This window comes from Escherichia sp. KTE159, from assembly GCF_000408805.1.
GTDB lineage: Bacteria > Pseudomonadota > Gammaproteobacteria > Enterobacterales > Enterobacteriaceae > Escherichia > Escherichia marmotae.
Map to the genome: position 1 here is coordinate 1,893,445 of NZ_KE137292.1, position 17,012 is coordinate 1,910,456.

Below are 17,012 nucleotides of genomic sequence, written 5' to 3' on the forward strand. Positions count from 1 at the left end.
TTATTTACATCGCGATTCGGCATTCATTGCCTGATGCGACGCTACCGCGCCTTATCAGGCCTACAAAACCCGAACCACAGGTCGGATAAGGCGTTTACACCCGTCCGTAGCGATCCGAAAAACGCACCACATCATCCTCTTCGAGATAAGAGCCGGAGCGCACTTCAATTAAATCGAGCGGAATTTTCCCCGGATTTTCCAGGCAATGCGTCGCCCCCAGCGGAATATAAATGGACTCGTTTTCACCAAGCAGTTTGATATCACCGTCAATGGTGACTTTTGCCGTTCCCGCCACCACCACCCAGTGTTCTGCCCGGTGATGGTGCATCTGTACCGACAACCCCTCGCCCGGTTTCACGGTGATGCGTTTCACCTGGTAGCGGTCGCCTGCGTCGATAGAGTCATATTTGCCCCACGGGCGGTACACTTCGCGATGCACCCGATGCTCATGACGACCATCAGCTTTGATCTGCTCGACCACTTTTTTCACATCCTGCACCGCGTTCCGATCGGCAATCAACACCGCGTCTTTGGTCTGCACCACGACCAGATCTTTCACCCCAACGGTGGTCACCAGGCCAGATTCGGCATACACATAGCTGTTTTCGGTTTTGTGATTAATCACGTCGCCGTGGCAAACATTGCCCTCGGCGGTGTGTGCGCTGATCTCCCATAATGAGGACCAGGAACCGACATCGCTCCAGCCCGCATCCATCGGCACCACAACGGCATCTGCCGTGCGTTCCATGACCGCGTAATCCACCGACTCTTCCGGGCAGGCGAGAAACGCTTCTTCATCCACACGAATAAAATCGAGATCCGGATCGATGGCGCTCATCGCTTTTTCACAGGCGTCGAGAATATCCGGACGATATTTTTTCAGTTCTTCGAGATAGCGTCCGGCGCGGAACAGGAACATGCCGCTGTTCCAGTAATAATCACCGTTTGCCACATAGCCCTGCGCGGTTTCCAGATTCGGTTTTTCGACAAACTGCGCCACTTCAAAGGCCACCGTATCTTGCTCGCCGGGGGAAACGTCGCCGCGACGAATATAGCCATAACCGGTTTCAGGTAGATCCGGCACAATGCCGAAGGTCACCAGCTTGCCCGCTTCGGCATACGGCATAGCATTACGCACGGCGCTGCGAAAAGCGTCCTCATCGGCAATCACATGATCCGCCGCCAGCACCAGCATTAACGGGTCGCTCTCGGGGCTATGGCGTTTTGTCGCCAGTGCCGCCAGCGCAATGGCGGGCGCGGTGTTGCGCCCTACCGGTTCGAGAATAATGTTCTCGGTGAGTTTGTTTAGTTGACGCAATTGCTCCGCGACAATAAAACGATGTTGCTCATTGCAAATCACCACCGGGCTTTCGCACTCCACGCCGTTCAGGCGGCAGATGGTGGTTTGCAGCATGGTGAGATCACCTTTCAGGCATAAAAACTGCTTGGGGTAAAGTACGCGGGAAAGCGGCCATAAGCGGCTACCGGAGCCACCTGCCATCACCACAGGATAGAGTTTCGACTGCGCCATAATTATCCCCGAATATCATTTATAAATTGACGTAACACGTTCTCTTTATCGAGCGTGCGTTCGGCATATTCACGTGCCACCGTGTTGTGTCTGGGCAGCAGGAGCGCCTGGCGGATCCCCGCCACCAGCGCCTCTACCGATTCCGGTTCTACGCAAACTGCAATACCTGGAAAGGTGGCGCAAAGCTGCCCCAGTTCTGTGTGGGCTTCTGCGGTAATCACCGCGTTACCGCCTGCCGCCAGAATATTGGTCAGTTTCGACGGCAATACGGCATCTGCCGCGCCGCGTTTTTGCACTACCAGATGGCAATCGCCCATCTTCAGCAGTGCGGGCAAGGCTTTATACGATTGCAGCGGGAAAAATTGCATGTTGCGCAGCCCACGCTGCTGCGCCATTTTTTCCAGCCGCGCTTTGCCGCCGCCCTGCCCGACAATGGCAAAAATCAACGGTTCATCGCGCAGGCGATCGGCGGCTTCAATAACGTTTTCCAGCCCCTGCTTTTCGCCAATATTGCCGGAGTAAAGAATGATTTTTTTGTTATCCGGCAGACCAAGCTGGTTACGAAGGGCGTCGACATCGGCCTGTGCAACGTGCTGAAAACGAGCGATTTCCGACCAGTTGGGGAAGAAGATGACTTTTTCCGCCGCCACGCCTTTTTCGATGGCTTTATTCATCATCGAGCGTGAAATCGTGGAGACATTATCAACGTTGTGCAGCCCGCTACGTTCGAACGCTGTTGCCAGGCGGGCCACTTTGCCGCCGTTGCCTTTTCCGGCAAGACCCAACCCCAGCATGGCGTCCACTTCGTAATCCTGAATATGCAGCACGGTACGCGCGCCAGAGAGTTTTGCCAGCAGGCGCATTCCCGGCGTGCAAAACAGCGTTGGCACCACGCCGATAATGCGATCCGGCCTCCAGCGGCGTTGCGCCATCAGCGGGAAGAAACTGCTGACGGCAAAACTGCCAAGATGCAAAAGGCGTTTCAGGGTACTGGGCTGTTCTGGCACATACAGCGGGCAGCGCCACACCGTGGCTGCGCCCTCTTCCCGTTTGTACCGCCAGGCGGAATAGTTCTCGCCCACCTGCCACTGCGGATAGTAAGGCGGCGCGGTAATGACCCGCACTTCATGACCTTGTGCTGCCAGCCATTCCACCATCTCGCCAGTGTATTTGCCGATACCGGTTAGCTCTGGCGAGTAGTTAATGCCGTAGACCAGAATTTTCATAAGCCAGGCACTCCGGCACGCTTCTCAGCGAGAAAATAGGCGCGGCTGTTCGCATGAACATCGTCACTGGCCAGCAGCGCGTCCGCCGTCAACCAGCGGTAATCGTCATGCTGTTCGTCCGGCAGCAACAGCTCTTCTTCCGCTACCCTGAAGCGAAAACCGAGCACCACATAGTGGGTGGTGAAATCTGTACCGGAGAAGTTATCGTCATAAAAATGCTGCCAGACGCCGTAAAACTGGCCTGCTTTCATCGGCAGTCGCAGCCCCAGTTCCGCCAGCGTCAGCCGCTCAAATGCGGCTTCCAGCGTTTCATCCTTCTGCACGCGCCCTCCCGGCACAAACCAGTAACCCTGCGCCGGGCGGTTGGTTCTTTTGCCAAGCAGGAACTCGCCGCGGCTGTTCTCGACAATAAAGTCGAGAGAGACAAGCGGGGTCGAGCGCACTACTGTGGCAAAGTCTTCCTGACGTAAAAACATCATTACCCCCGAAAACGCTCTTGATTCTCAAGAAACCACTGGTAGGTGCTGGCAAGCCCCGCCTCCAGTGAGATTTCGTGATACCAGCCAAGTTGATGCAGGCGTGTCACATCCAACAGTTTGCGCGGCGTGCCGTCCGGTTTGCTGGCGTCGAAAACTACCCGACCTTTGTAGCCCACCACTTTAGCGATAGTTTGCGCCAGCTCGCGGATGGTGCAGTCAACGCCGGTGCCGACATTAATGTGCGACAGCATCGGCTGGGTGTTCTCCAACCAGACTTCGTGCGCCAGCTCCATCACATGAATGCTCGCCGCCGCCATATCATCGACATGCAGAAATTCGCGCATCGGTGTGCCGCTGCCCCACACCACCACGTCCGGCGCATTCTGTGCTGTCGCCTCGTGGAAGCGGCGCAGCAATGCAGGGATCACGTGCGAGTGACTCGGGTGGAAGTTGTCATGTGGCCCGTACAGGTTGGTCGGCATGACCGAGCGGTAATCGCGTCCATATTGGCGGTTGTATGATTCGCACAGTTTGATCCCGGCGATTTTGGCAATCGCGTAGGGTTCATTGGTCGGCTCCAGCGTCCCCTGTAACAACTCGCTTTCTGCCATCGGCTGTTTTGCCAGTTTTGGGTAGATGCAGGACGAACCGAGAAAGAGCAGTTTGTTCACGTCGTTCTGATGCGCGGCGTGAATGATGTTGCTCTCAATCATCATGTTCTGGTAGATGAAATCTGCCGGATAAGTATTGTTGGCAACAATGCCGCCCACTTTCGCCGCCGCCAGATACACCTGGTCAATGCGCTCACTGGCAAAGAAATCATCCACCGCGCGGCTGTCCAGCAGGTTCAGTTCGTCGCGGGTACGCAATACCAGTTCCACATCGCCGCGCTGTTCGAGCTGGCGCTTGATGGCGGAACCGACCATCCCGCGATGGCCAGCGATAAAAATACGTTGTTTACTCATGCTTAAGACTCCAGCGCGATCGCCACGTCGTAGCCGTGAGATTTCAGCAGAGAGTGTTTTTTCGCTGCCTCAAGGTCGTTAGCCACCATTTCAGAGACCATCTCTTTGAGAGTGATTTCCGGTTTCCAGCCCAGTTTTTCGTGCGCTTTGGTCGGATCACCGAGCAGCGTTTCAACTTCAGCCGGACGGAAGTAACGTGGGTCAACGGCGATAATTACATCACCCGGTTTTACGCCTGGTGCGTCATGCCCGGTGACGGAAACCACTATGCCCTTCTCTTCAACGCCCGTGCCTTCAAAGCGCAGTTTGATACCCAGTTGTGCCGCCGCCATTTCCACAAACTGGCGCACGGAGTACTGAACGCCGGTAGCGATAACGAAATCTTCTGGCTGTTCCTGTTGCAGCATCATCCACTGCATTTTTACGTAATCTTTGGCATGACCCCAGTCACGCAGGGAATCCATATTGCCGAGGTACAGGCAGGACTCCAGCCCCTGAGCGATGTTGGCGATTGCGCGGGTAATTTTGCGGGTGACGAAGGTTTCGCCACGGCGCGGCGATTCATGATTAAACAGAATGCCGTTGCAGGCGTACATGCCATAGGATTCGCGGTAGTTGACGGTTATCCAGTAGGCGTACAGTTTGGCGACCGCATACGGAGAGCGCGGGTAGAACGGCGTAGTCTCTTTCTGTGGAATTTCCTGCACCAGACCGTACAGTTCAGAGGTGGAAGCCTGATAGAAACGGGTTTTCTTTTCCAGACCGAGGAAGCGGATCGCCTCCAACAGACGCAGCGTGCCCATCGCGTCAACGTCTGCGGTATATTCCGGTGATTCAAAAGAAACCGCAACGTGGCTCATCGCCCCCAGGTTGTACACTTCATCCGGCTGTACTTCACGCAAAATGCGCGTCAGGTTGGAGGTATCACTCAGGTCGCCATAATGCAGATGGAATTTCGGATTGCAGGTGTGTGGATCCTGATAAATATGATCCACGCGCTCGGTATTGAATGACGATGCGCGGCGCTTAATACCATGCACCTCGTAACCTTTCTCCAGCAGCAGTTCTGCCAGGTAAGAACCATCTTGTCCGGTTACGCCGGTGATGAGAGCGACTTTTGACATGTCTTATTCCTCTGTATTTTTTGAATTTATTCAGTTTCAACGCGTTTGCGTATCACCACTGCGGGGTTCCCCCGGCAAACCACATTTGCCGGAAGCGATTTAAAAACACTGCTTCGCGCACCTACGACGGTGCCGTCGGCAATAGTGACGCCGGGCGCGACAAAAACATCCGTCGCCAGCCAGCATTTCTCGCCAATCACAATTGGCAAGGCGTTAATAGTGAAATAGTCACTTGCGTGATCATGACTGCCGGTACACAAATAACTTTTTTGTGAAATTACCGAATGAGCGCCAATGGTAATTTCGCCAAGGGTATATAAATTAACCTCATCACCGATCCACGCGTAATCACCTAAAGTTAATTTCCATGGATAAGTAATTTTTACTGACGGGCGAATAACTACGTTTTTTCCTATTTTTGCGCCAAATAAACGTAACAAAAATGCCCGCCAGCGATACAATACTTGCGGTGACCAGGCAAATAATGTTGCCTGTACCGTCCACCATAATTGCACTTTAATCGCGTTGCCGCCCCGGAACCCTTTCGGCACTGAAAACCCACTTAAATCCTGCATCGTTTTCCCTTATATTCAGCTTTTGTTATATAAGGCTTTCGTCTTTGAGGTAGTACGCTGGCGTAAATGCCAGGATAATTCAGCCCAGAAGCCAGGCACATGTAATATTTGTCGTTGTACTTTTTTGGCGTCTGCACACAATTCCATATTATTGGTGGTGGAAATTCCACCCATGGAAAATTCAGACACCAGGCCATTGAGTTTTTTAAATGCGTAACCGGCCTTATACATTTTGGCCGCCAGCGCGTAATCGGAAGAAACTTTATATTCCAGATCATAACGCCATTTTTTCAGACCAGAAACCGGGAAAAATATCGCCTGATGACTGGCGGGCAGACTGTGATAAATATACCAGCCAGGTTTGGCGCTACGTTTAATTTTATGGCCATCGCCAAAATCCAGCAGCGCATCGCCAGTGACCATCACGTTATCTTGTTGTGTTTTTAACTTACGCACAAAATTCGCGGCATTCGGGTGAAAGATATCGCCCGAGTTGAGAAACAAAGCAAATTTGCCTTGCGCCATCGCAATGCCTTTGTTCATGGCGTCGTAGATGCCGTTATCTGGCTCACTGACAAAGCGTAAGTTATGAACACCATTCAGATTTTCCAGATACTCACGGCTGCCGTCGTTCGAACCGCCATCGACAACAATCCATTCGAAGCTGATATCCTCCGCCTGCGCCAGATGCGTCAGGGAGGCGTATGTTTTAACTATCCCTTCGAGATTACGAAACGCGACGGTGATTATGCTAAGCAACATGTTCTTACCTCGTAATACCCGTCATACTTCAAGCTGCATGTGCGTTGGTTTTCCTCGCTCCCCCCAGTCACGTACTCGTGTACGCTCCTGGGATTCGCTGTGTCACCAACTTCCTGCAACTCGAATTATTTAGGGTGTATATTTAACGCTTTTCGCAAAATAAACGGACAGACGATTAAAAATGCATATTCCGGGCTAAATATTGAACCGGTAAAAAACAGCGACACCGGAGTAAAAAGATATAATTGCACGCGAAAATTGCGGTTATCACCAAAAGCGTTGAGCATCATTTTTATCACTTTCCCCATGTACCACAGCGATAAAAACACCGCGAACCAGGAAAAATAAATAATCAGCAGATATAAACCATTGTCTATGGTTTTTCCGACATCCGCACCGTTAAATATTCCGAATGATGCGACATATTCATAAAGTGAGCCAAATCTGACCACACCGTCAATATGGGTCAAAGAATAACCGACCATCACCAGCGGACCAACAATACGATAATACGATGACGATCCTTCCGTACCTAAATCTCCCAGACGGGTGGAAATATAAGGAAACGCAATGACCACACCAACCAGGAATACAGCCAAAGAAATCAATGCCAGCGGTAATTTTTTCTTAATCGCCTCTTTATTCAGATACTGAAATGCCCACTCCAGCAAATAAAACAGGATAAAGGTCATAACCCCTGAAAACGATCCGGATAATATTATCCCTGCGAGAATCATAGCATCGGTTTTAGGGGTTTTGATACCAAACTGTTTGATACTGAGCCAAATTGAGATTAATGCCAGAGCGAAAAATGCCGGTTCGAAATAAAGTGCCGTGGTACGCTTGCCACCGAATTTAATGAAATTCAGTACATAGCTGTTACTGTAAATCAGGTATTTCGAAATCGACTCCATAATACTGCTGCCGCCAGTAAGGATAATTTGCGCCATCTCCACCGCCGCCAGCGCCACCACCAGCCCAACCACCAAATAAAAGAAGCGTAATATCTTGCGGTGGTTGTGTGGCGAAATGGTTTTAAAGCGAATGCTCCACACCATGCCAATAATGATCACGATATAGACAAACAGCATCGTCGAGGTAACGTATTTGCTGGCATCCAAAGACTGACCAAACAGGTAGTTAAACGCCGTGAGTCCCGCACCAATCCCTAACGCTATCATCAATTTTTTAACGCTGATGCGCTCTAAAAACAGCAACAACAAGACAGGCAAAAAGGTGACGATGGTGATGGGAAAACTTTCGCCAAGCTGGGCGATTTTGACGTTAACCAGCAGGTAAATCAGCGGCAACAGCAGGTAGCTACAGATTCTGATAGAACTTGACATACTCCTCCAGCATCTGTTGTCCACTGTAGGCGGTGCGACTGCGCTGGCTGAACCCGGTAAGTGTGGTGCCAAATATCGCCTGCGCGATTTCTGGTTTACTTAACTGCACCAGTTGCAGCACTTCTTCTTCGCTGACGGTTTTACCGCCAGACTTTTGCAGCACTTCCCACGCCGCGTCGCTGTGAGTGGCAATCACCGGCACACCAATGGATAACGCTTCACACAAAATCAGCGGGTAGTTATCGACGCGAGAGCTAAATACCAGCGCATCCATTTGATTAAGCGCACTCATCAGCTTACGTTTGTCGGTTTCAAAACCGTGATTGACCACGTTGCCTGCGCTAAACGGCGAGAACTTACCGAAGGTATGAAGTTCGATTTTATCGCCCAGCGCCATCATTTCGCGTACCAGTCGCTGGTTAGTTTTGCCGTCATAACGCAGGTCATGCGCCACCACAGCGATTTTCGGCTTGCCCTGGGTTTCGCGCACCGGTGGCAGTTCCGCCAGAATTGCCTCGGTTGCCACGTCAATCCCGTTATTGATAATCCGGCAACGCCCAGGCCCGTACAGACTATTGAAAGCGTCAGCCACATGCTGGCTGGGGGAAATAAACTGACAGCCCAGCGCCAGCATCTCACGGAACAACTGGCGTTTGCCTGTAACTCGCTGGTGCGCGCGATCAACCTTCACCGGCGGATAGTTATTTAGAGTCGGGCATTTCTGACAGCCCGTTTTCCAGCCTTCACAACCGTCGGTAAAGGCGCAGCGTCCGGTGACACTCCAGTGGTCGTGCAGCGTCCAGAGCAGAGTGACATCTGGCTTGTGGTTTTTCACTTTTTCGCAAAATCTCACCACGTTGTTGAGATTCAACCAGTAACTGTGCAGGACATGAAAATGCAGCACCACTGGCCCCTGCGTGCGGGTAATGGTGCGATATAACGCATTAAAATTGCCGAACACGTCGCGGTTAAACAGTGGAAACAGTGCGATATTCGCCATCGCCGTCAGGCGTGGGGTGTGTTTAATCACCTGCGGATAGTTTTGATGGCTGACACTCTCTTTGCCGCCCTTGCCGTAGCCGTAGACAAAATGTGACGCCAGCCCCTGTTGCAGTGCGCGCTGGTGGAGATCTAACGCCACGCCTGCCGCCCCGCCCTCCGCCAGCCGCACATTAAATTGCAAAATATTCATTTAATTACCTTCACTCGCGCTTTTTCTCCCACCACCAGCGCGTTGTCCGGGACAGCATCGAGCACCACGCTGCCCGCGCCGACAGTCACGTTGTGACCAATGGTGATATCGCCAAGAATAATGACATTGGCACCGAGTTCGACGCCGTTGCCAATTTGGGGGCACGCCATGTTGTCGGCTCCTCGATTGCCAATAGTGACGCCGTGGCGAATGGTGAAATCATCCCCCGCCACCACGTTTTTATTGATCACCACCGCGTAGCCGTGATGGATGGTAAAACGACGTCCGATGGTCGCGGCAGCCTGGATTTCATAACCGAAAAAGCATTCAGTGATAATGCGATACAGCACCAGCAGCGGAACCGCCCACAGATTGTTGAGGACGTTCTTTTTGCGCCACACCGAGCAAAAATGGGCAACGCGATAGGCGAGAACCATGCAGCACGGGCGGAGACTCCAGCTATTGGCGCGCAGATCTTCCAGCATCCTTAGCGCCCCCGCAGCCCGTCCGCCAGACGTTTACCATTGCGCACTGACAACAGTGTCAGCAAAGTGCGCCAGGTCATGTGCTTATTGCGGATTTGATAGAGGGTAAACAGTTGATACTTTTTGCTGGCGCGGTCGAATTTGTCTTTGTGCTTGCGGTAAAAATGGAAGTATCCGGAGAATTTTTTCGGTGACGAGGTGATCTGCATTTCGCCGTGATTGATATGCAGGATCTGCGTCGCCTCTTCCACTTTCCACGGTTCGCCATACTCCACCACCATCCGCAGGAAGATGTCGTAATCCTGTGCCGCTTTCAGTTCGGTATCGAACAAGCACTCTTTGAAACGCCACGCCCAGGTAAAAACCTGGTTGCCGATGATGTTGCGCTTGTAGAACAGGCGGCGTGAATACGGCGATTTGGGATACAGCGGCAGGCTTGCCGGTTGGGAATAGACTTCGCCCTGGCAAACGTAGTCGTTAGCGTACAAAAAGGCGTGAGTGACCAGTTGCTGTTTATGGGCGAGGAAGACACTCAGGCGGTTGGGTGTCCACTCGTCATCGTCATCGATCCCGGTGATGTATTCCCCTTGAGCCAGCATAATCGCCTGGTTGCGTACCGCGCAGGCTCCACTGTTAATATCGTTGTGAATGTAGGTGATGCGTGGGTCATTGAGGGCTGTGACGTATTGTTGCAACTGTTCCCAGGACGTAGAGCAATCATCAACGATGAGCATCTCCCAGTTGCTGTAGTCCTGGCGCAGGACCGATTTGATCGCCCGAATCGCCAGTTGTTGGCGGTTCCAGGTCGGCATATAGATTGAGATCAGCGGATTTTCTTTCATAGTTTGTTCTCCCGGCTTATGAGCTGGTTTGCTTGCCGGATGCGGCGTGAACGCCTTATCCGGCCTACGGGGCGGTGCGAATGCAGGTATCGGGAAACCGACCTCGTTATTTTGCATCCGACTTATATTCATATTCGTAGTAGCCATAATCCTGATACGCACTGGCGCGGCGGAAGATGGAGTTCAGAATCACCCCTTTCACCGTAATCCCGTTCTGCTCAAAACGGCTGAGGCTGGTTTCCACTTCTTTCAAGGTGTTGACCGCATAACGCGCCACCATCAAGGTGGTTCCGGCATGACGCCCGACAATTGCCGCATCGGTCACCGCCAGAATCGGCGGCGTATCAATCAACACCAGGTCGTAGTTTTTACTCGCCCAGCTCACCAGTTCGGCAAAGCGTTCGCTCATCAGAAGTTCAGACGGATTCGGCGGCACCTGACCGCGCGGGATCAGGTCAAAATTAGGAATCGAAGTGGGTTTGGCACTGGCCGCAATATCACCCTTGCCAATCAGTAGCTCCGACAGGCCATTGACGTTATTGGTGCCGAGTAACTCGTGGGTATAGCCTTTGCGCATATCGCAGTCGATCAACAACACCCGTTTATTGGTCTGACTGATCACCGCGGCAAGGTTGGCACAGACAAAGGTTTTACCAATTGACGGGCTAACCCCGGTCAGCATCAGCACATTATTTTGCGCCTGCATCATCGCGAAGTGCAGGCTGGTACGCAGACTGCGGACGGCTTCAATCGCCAGATCGGTTGGATTCCCCACCGCCAACAACTGGCTCTGTTTGTAGCGTTTAATACCTTTAATCGTTTTGACACTATCGCGTGCTTTCTGCCATTCCGACAGTGGAATGCTGGCGTAAACGCTGATGCCATGTTCTTCCAGCACCTGCGGGCTTTCAATACCGCGATTAAACAGTGAGCGCAGCAACACGCCAACAATGGAGAGCATCAGGCCGAGGATAATCGCACCAAGAATAATCAACCCTTTCTTCGGTTTCAGTACACCAGGCTGGGTGATTGCCGGGTCAACAATACGTACATCACCGACGGTACTGGCTTCAGTAATTTTCAGCTCCTGCTCTTTATTCAGCAGTTGCATATAGACCTGTTGACCAGATTCCACATCGCGGGTCAGGCGCACAATCTCTTGCTGAGTTTTCGGCATCGCCGTCACCCGGCCGTTAAGTTTGGCTTTTTCGTCTTCCAGTGCCTGACGTTTCTCCAGCAAGGTACGGTAGGCCGGGTGGACTTTGGTATACAGTTTGGAGATTTCCGCCTCTTTAAAGGTCAGTTCGTTAAGCTGTGCGTCGATGTTGACCATCGAATCGAGCACTGCTTTTGCTTCCAGCGGTAAATCGACGGAATCTTTATCCTGACGGAAGGCATTCAGTTTGTTTTCAGCGACATCAAGGCGGCTGCGCACTTCCGGCAACTGCTGTGCGAGGAAGGCGAGGCTTTTCGACGCTTCTGCCGACTTACGTTCAATATTTTGTTCCTGATAGTTACGGGCGATGCTGTTAAGAATGTCGCGGATCTGTTCGCGATCTTCACCGGTATAAGTCAGGCTAAGTACACCAGCGTCTTTGCCGTTCTCCGTTACCGTCAGGCTATTTTGCAGTTGATTAATCATCCCGAGCGTGGAGTATTTCGTAACCGTAAACGCACTGCCCGGACTGGCGTGAATGGCTTCGACCATCAGCGCGACGCCCTCTTTTTTCAGCATCTGACCTGCTTGCCCACGGGCGCTAAAGCCACCATCACTGATCAGGGTGTAGTTTTTGTTGTCCAGAACGTTAAGCGTAAACACCTGATCCGCCATCTCTTTTGGACGGTTAAAGGTGGTCACTTTCACCGTCTCGTTCTGGCGTCCCATCAGACGATCCCAACCCGCACCGAAAATCGGGAACGTGTTTTTGCTCACCGCAATATCAAGGTCGAGATCGTCAACCGTTTTGCCAAGCACCAGACGCGATCGAATCAACTGGATCTCGGCGTCCGATGCTGGCGGTTTGTTGGCTAACGCCGAACCGATGTCCTGCACCAGCGAATTACCGCCACTTTGTTCGATTTGAACCAGTGCATCGGCGCTGTAAATCGGTGTGGCGAAGAAGGTGTAAATCACGGCACAGAGGGCGAATACGGCAGTGATGCCAAGCACCCACCAGCGCGCTTCAATGACGGTGCCGACCAGACGACCAATATCGATTTCATCACTGCCCGTTACCGGAGCGGCATGTTGTTTTACTTTTTCTGTCATTCTTATACCTGCTCTGCGTTCAATGCCTGCGCCCACTGGCGGGCAGACCGTTCAAGTAATGTGTACACCGCTGCAAACGTTTCCCGACTTTTGCGATAGGGGTCGGGGATTTCACATTCGTTATCCCAGTGACCAAACAGCATCACTTTGCCGCGCATCTCCGGCGCCATCTCGCATAAACGGGCGATATGGCGCTTTTCCATGGTCAAAATCAGGTCGTAGTTGCGACACAGGCGGCGGCTGATTTGCCGGGCGCAGTGACCTTCCAGAGACAGTTGATGTTCTGCGGCGACGCTGATGGCGGTAGGATCAGCGCCTTTACCTACCAACGCACCGAGCCCAGCGGACTCCACTTTCAGCTCAGGGTGATAACGTTGCAGTAAGCGCTCCGCCGTCGGGGAGCGGCAAATATTGCCGACGCAGACAACTAAGATGTTGTTAAACATGACGATTACCAGTTATGAATGTCGCTGGCTGTATCCGTCATGTAACGGACACCGCTAATAGTTGGCAGCAACTGATTGATCAGGCGGTTCCAGCGGGAAACCGGGGCGGTGGTGACATACACCACGTCGTAAGGCTGGAGGCGGAATTCCGTCGCCATCACCAGCGAAGTGGCATCGGACATATCCAACTGGTAGATATTGGCAATCTTGCCGCCGCGCCCGCCCTCGCCTTTCAGCGGACGAATGACAAAGATGCCGCTGGCGTTAGAGGTGGTCATATCAATACCTTCGGCATTGCCCAGGGCTTCAGTCAGGGTCATGCCGCTAAAGTCCATTTTCAGGGTGCTCTGTTTCTTCACTTCGCCCATCACGAACACTTTCAGATCGTCATTACGCGGCACGTAAAGAATATCGCCCGGATAAAGCAGTCGGTTCTGGTTGAGATCGCCGTTTTGCATCAGCGCCTGCAAAGAAATACGTTCTTCGCGGCCATTGTGTGTCAGAACGACGTTGCGCCAGTCGGCGGTGTCGGTCAGGCCACCAGCGGCGTTAATGGCATCGAGAATGGTCAGCGGCACGTTGGTAATGGCCTGCTGACCGGATTTATTCACCTGACCGGAGATATAGGCTTTTTGCGAACGGAAGGCGGCGATATTAACGTCCACCTGCGGGTCAGCGATGTATGTCGCTAAGCGGCGGGTAATATCACTGCGAATTTCAGCGAGAGTTTTGCCCACCACGTGAACCTTGCCAATATACGGATAGAACATGGTGCCGTCAGGCTGTACCCAGTTACCGGCATCGCTGGAGCTGCGGTACTGACCGGCAGGCGTGGTGAGTTCAGGGTGATCCCAGACAGTGACGTTAAGAACATCGCCGGGTCCAACACGATACTGGTAATTAGCAACCTCACTTTCCAGCGTCATATTAGGGCGCGCCACGTTGGGGCGTGGGCGTAATTGATCAACCAGACGCGGGGTAAGCGGATAAACATTCACCATTTTGTCGAGATCGAAATCAGCGTCCTGCTGTTTGATGACGTCTTTACCCATCGTAGACATATTGCTGCCCGGAAGTATTGTGCAACCGCTTATCAAGGTTACTGACACCAATAATGGCATCAATTTCATTTTGGATTTCATCATTGTTTATTTATCACTTTGGCAGAGTCATTATCCTGTGCATTATTCGTCGCAATATCACTATGCACATTTACCTTGCAGTTAATTGAATAAAAATTTAACTGGCATCAGTCCTAAAAAAATTGATTTCATCCGCAGGCTATTGACAGAATAATTCAGACTCATCGTTCAGGCATCCAGACACGCTACCGCCCCTGGCTTTTTAGCTACCAATACACTGATTTGGTTCAAATTTTCTAACCCTTTCACCATGCAACAGTCTATGTGAAAGCATTATTCCGGAAATTATTTTCCCCGACTATAAGATAGCATTATGGTAATTAAATATTTGCTCTCCAATAATTCAGGAAGAAGTGTTACAGCTAAAGGAATAGCAGGCAAGGTAACAAATCGGTAATTGACTATTTTTAAGAATTATATGAAGGCTATTTTTTGTATCTTTTAGGAGTTTCTTTATGTTGACAATATTTAATATACCACCTCCATATGCGATATTTCTTAAATATATTTGCGGTAAGAGAGTTATTTTCAACACAAAATAAAGGGGATTGATTACCGGATTCATTGTGAATAAAAATCTGATAAGTCATGCCTGAGCATTGCAATTTGGCGCATCATTATCCATGATCGAATTGTGACATTTGTCATACAACGAATAGGTATTGCACTTACTATGGAATGGATTGCCGATCCGTCTATCTGGGCCGGGTTAATCACGCTGATAGTGATCGAACTGGTCCTCGGTATTGATAACCTGGTCTTTATTGCCATCCTCGCAGAAAAACTACCGCCGAAGCAGCGCGACCGCGCACGAGTTACCGGACTACTGCTGGCAATGTTAATGCGCCTGTTACTGCTGGCGTCAATCTCCTGGCTGGTCACTCTGACCCAACCGCTGTTTAGCTTCCGCTCGTTTACCTTTAGCGCCCGCGACTTAATCATGCTGTTCGGTGGTTTCTTCCTGCTGTTCAAAGCTACGATGGAGCTGAACGAGCGGCTGGAAGGGAAAGACAGCAATAACCCCACACAACGCAAAGGAGCGAAGTTCTGGGGCGTGGTGACGCAGATAGTCGTGCTGGACGCCATCTTCTCTCTCGACTCGGTGATTACCGCCGTTGGGATGGTCGATCATTTACTGGTAATGATGGCCGCCGTCGTTATCGCTATCAGTCTGATGCTGATGGCCAGCAAGCCGTTAACTCAGTTCGTTAATAGCCACCCAACCATCGTTATACTGTGCTTAAGTTTCCTGTTGATGATTGGCTTTAGCCTGGTCGCGGAAGGTTTCGGATTCGCCATTCCGAAGGGGTATTTGTACGCTGCTATTGGTTTCTCAGTGATGATCGAGGCGCTCAACCAGTTAGCCATCTTTAACCGACGCCGTTTTCTTTCCGCCAATCAGACGCTGCGTCAGCGCACAACCGAAGCAGTGATGCGCCTGTTAAGCGGGCAAAAAGAAGATGCAGAACTGGATGCCGAAACCGCGTCAATGCTGGTGGATCATGATAATCAGCAAATCTTTAATCCGCAGGAGCGGCGGATGATCGAGCGGGTACTCAATCTGAACCAGCGTACCGTCAGCAGCATTATGACCTCGCGTCACGATATTGAGCATATTGATCTCAACGCCCCGGAAGAAGAGATCCGCCGGTTACTGGAGCGAAATCAGCACACGCGTCTGGTCGTTACCGACGGTGACGACGCCGAAGATTTGCTCGGTGTTGTTCACGTTATCGACCTGCTGCAACAGTCGCTGCGCGGTGAACCGCTCAACCTGCGGGTGTTAATTCGCCAGCCGCTGGTATTTCCGGAAACCTTGCCATTGTTACCTGCCCTCGAGCAGTTCCGTAACGCTCGCACGCACTTTGCTTTTGTGGTGGATGAGTTTGGCTCAGTGGAAGGGATTGTGACATTAAGTGACGTCACCGAAACCATCGCCGGGAACCTGCCGAACGAAGTGGAAGAGATCGACGCCCGTCATGATATTCAGAAAAACGCCGACGGCTCCTGGACGGCGAATGGCCATATGCCGCTGGAAGATCTGGTGCAATATGTGCCGTTGCCGCTGGACGAGAAGCGTGAATATCACACCATTGCCGGGCTGCTGATGGAATATTTGCAGCGCATTCCACAACCTGGCGAAGAAGTACAGGTAGGGGATTATTTGCTCAAAACGTTGCAGGTGGAGAGCCATCGCGTACAGAAGGTGCAGATTATTCCGCTGCATAAGGAAGATAATTTGGAGTATGAGGTGTGAGGGCATGTAGGCCTGATAAGACGCGTAAAGCGTCGCATCAGGCGTTTCATTCAACCGGGAGAGTATGTGACATTGAAGGCTGTTCCGTTCACTTTATGTTCCTCGCTACTTTGGAACGCTCAAGCCGGTGAACGTGCCAGGGTGGCTCAATCGCCACCACCCTGGCAACCCGGGCTCCCGGCGGTAAATCGCCGCTGGCGCGGTCCCCTCATCTTATTCCTTTCGGCTATCGGGTACGGGCGCGAGGTAACATCCCTGTAAAACGCGCCCTCAGCCCACATCCATGTGGGCTGCCCCGGCCTACAGGAAACGATTCGGCGATTTACAGCCGGACCAACACCCTCGCTGAAATACCTTACTTTTACTGATGA

General features: G+C 51.8%; 15 protein-coding genes. 1 reads left to right on the forward strand and 14 read right to left on the reverse strand.

Going from position 1 to position 17,012, the window contains the following annotated elements; genetic code table 11:
* Window positions 1–94: 94 nt before the first annotated feature.
* From cpsB to wza, 14 genes are all read right to left on the reverse strand, one after another.
* The gene (gene cpsB / locus A31E_RS12465) at window positions 95–1,531 is read right to left on the reverse strand and encodes a mannose-1-phosphate guanyltransferase (RefSeq protein ID WP_016248894.1); all 1,437 of its coding nucleotides are present in this window, start codon (window positions 1,529–1,531) and stop codon (window positions 95–97) included.
* A gap of 2 nt (window positions 1,532–1,533) precedes the next feature.
* Window positions 1,534–2,757 carry a colanic acid biosynthesis fucosyltransferase WcaI gene (wcaI, locus tag A31E_RS12460; RefSeq protein WP_000699674.1) on the reverse strand — a complete coding sequence of 408 codons (1,224 nt, stop codon included), beginning with the start codon at window positions 2,755–2,757 and terminating at the stop codon, window positions 1,534–1,536.
* Window positions 2,754–3,233, reverse strand: a complete 480-nt coding sequence (gene gmm / locus A31E_RS12455) for a GDP-mannose mannosyl hydrolase (RefSeq protein WP_000479830.1) — start codon at window positions 3,231–3,233, stop codon at window positions 2,754–2,756. The genes wcaI and gmm overlap by 4 nt, the downstream gene beginning before the upstream one ends.
* A 2-nt stretch (window positions 3,234–3,235) precedes the next feature.
* Window positions 3,236–4,201 (reverse strand): GDP-L-fucose synthase, encoded by a 966-nt coding sequence (gene fcl, locus A31E_RS12450; RefSeq protein WP_016248895.1) that lies wholly within the window; start codon window positions 4,199–4,201, stop codon window positions 3,236–3,238.
* 2 nt (window positions 4,202–4,203) lie between these two features.
* On the reverse strand, window positions 4,204–5,325 hold the full coding sequence (gene gmd / locus A31E_RS12445) for a GDP-mannose 4,6-dehydratase (RefSeq protein WP_000048206.1): 1,122 nt from the start codon (window positions 5,323–5,325) through the stop codon (window positions 4,204–4,206).
* Between the two features lie 26 nt (window positions 5,326–5,351).
* Window positions 5,352–5,900, reverse strand: coding sequence for a colanic acid biosynthesis acetyltransferase WcaF (gene wcaF / locus A31E_RS12440; protein ID WP_001516634.1), 549 nt, complete (start codon window positions 5,898–5,900; stop codon window positions 5,352–5,354).
* 15 nt (window positions 5,901–5,915) lie between these two features.
* Window positions 5,916–6,662 carry a colanic acid biosynthesis glycosyltransferase WcaE gene (gene wcaE, locus A31E_RS12435; protein WP_016248896.1) on the reverse strand — a complete coding sequence of 249 codons (747 nt, stop codon included), beginning with the start codon at window positions 6,660–6,662 and terminating at the stop codon, window positions 5,916–5,918.
* Window positions 6,663–6,787: 125 nt separating this feature from the next.
* Entirely contained in the window at window positions 6,788–8,008 is a 1,221-nt protein-coding gene (gene wcaD / locus A31E_RS12430) for a colanic acid polymerase WcaD (RefSeq protein ID WP_000099000.1), read from the reverse strand.
* Complete coding sequence (gene wcaC / locus A31E_RS12425) at window positions 7,983–9,200, reverse strand: colanic acid biosynthesis glycosyltransferase WcaC (protein WP_016248897.1); 1,218 nt, start codon at window positions 9,198–9,200, stop codon at window positions 7,983–7,985. Before wcaC ends, wcaD begins: the two co-directional genes overlap by 26 nt.
* Window positions 9,197–9,685: a colanic acid biosynthesis acetyltransferase WcaB gene (gene wcaB / locus A31E_RS12420; RefSeq protein WP_000888754.1), complete on the reverse strand. Its 489-nt coding sequence runs from the start codon at window positions 9,683–9,685 to the stop codon at window positions 9,197–9,199. The genes wcaC and wcaB overlap by 4 nt, the downstream gene beginning before the upstream one ends.
* A 2-nt stretch (window positions 9,686–9,687) precedes the next feature.
* Window positions 9,688–10,527 carry a colanic acid biosynthesis glycosyltransferase WcaA gene (gene wcaA, locus A31E_RS12415; protein ID WP_016248898.1) on the reverse strand — a complete coding sequence of 280 codons (840 nt, stop codon included), beginning with the start codon at window positions 10,525–10,527 and terminating at the stop codon, window positions 9,688–9,690.
* 106 nt (window positions 10,528–10,633) lie between these two features.
* The gene (wzc, locus tag A31E_RS12410) at window positions 10,634–12,796 is read right to left on the reverse strand and encodes a tyrosine-protein kinase Wzc (RefSeq protein WP_016248899.1); all 2,163 of its coding nucleotides are present in this window, start codon (window positions 12,794–12,796) and stop codon (window positions 10,634–10,636) included.
* A gap of 2 nt (window positions 12,797–12,798) precedes the next feature.
* Window positions 12,799–13,242 carry a low molecular weight protein-tyrosine-phosphatase Wzb gene (wzb, locus tag A31E_RS12405; RefSeq protein ID WP_016248900.1) on the reverse strand — a complete coding sequence of 148 codons (444 nt, stop codon included), beginning with the start codon at window positions 13,240–13,242 and terminating at the stop codon, window positions 12,799–12,801.
* Between the two features lie 5 nt (window positions 13,243–13,247).
* Complete coding sequence (gene wza / locus A31E_RS12400) at window positions 13,248–14,387, reverse strand: polysaccharide export protein Wza (RefSeq protein WP_016248901.1); 1,140 nt, start codon at window positions 14,385–14,387, stop codon at window positions 13,248–13,250.
* A gap of 670 nt (window positions 14,388–15,057) precedes the next feature.
* On the opposite strand from wza, the gene A31E_RS12395 reads away from it, so the two are divergent.
* Window positions 15,058–16,641: a TerC family protein gene (locus A31E_RS12395; RefSeq protein ID WP_000454698.1), complete on the forward strand. Its 1,584-nt coding sequence runs from the start codon at window positions 15,058–15,060 to the stop codon at window positions 16,639–16,641.
* The last annotated feature ends 371 nt before the right edge of the window (window positions 16,642–17,012 follow it).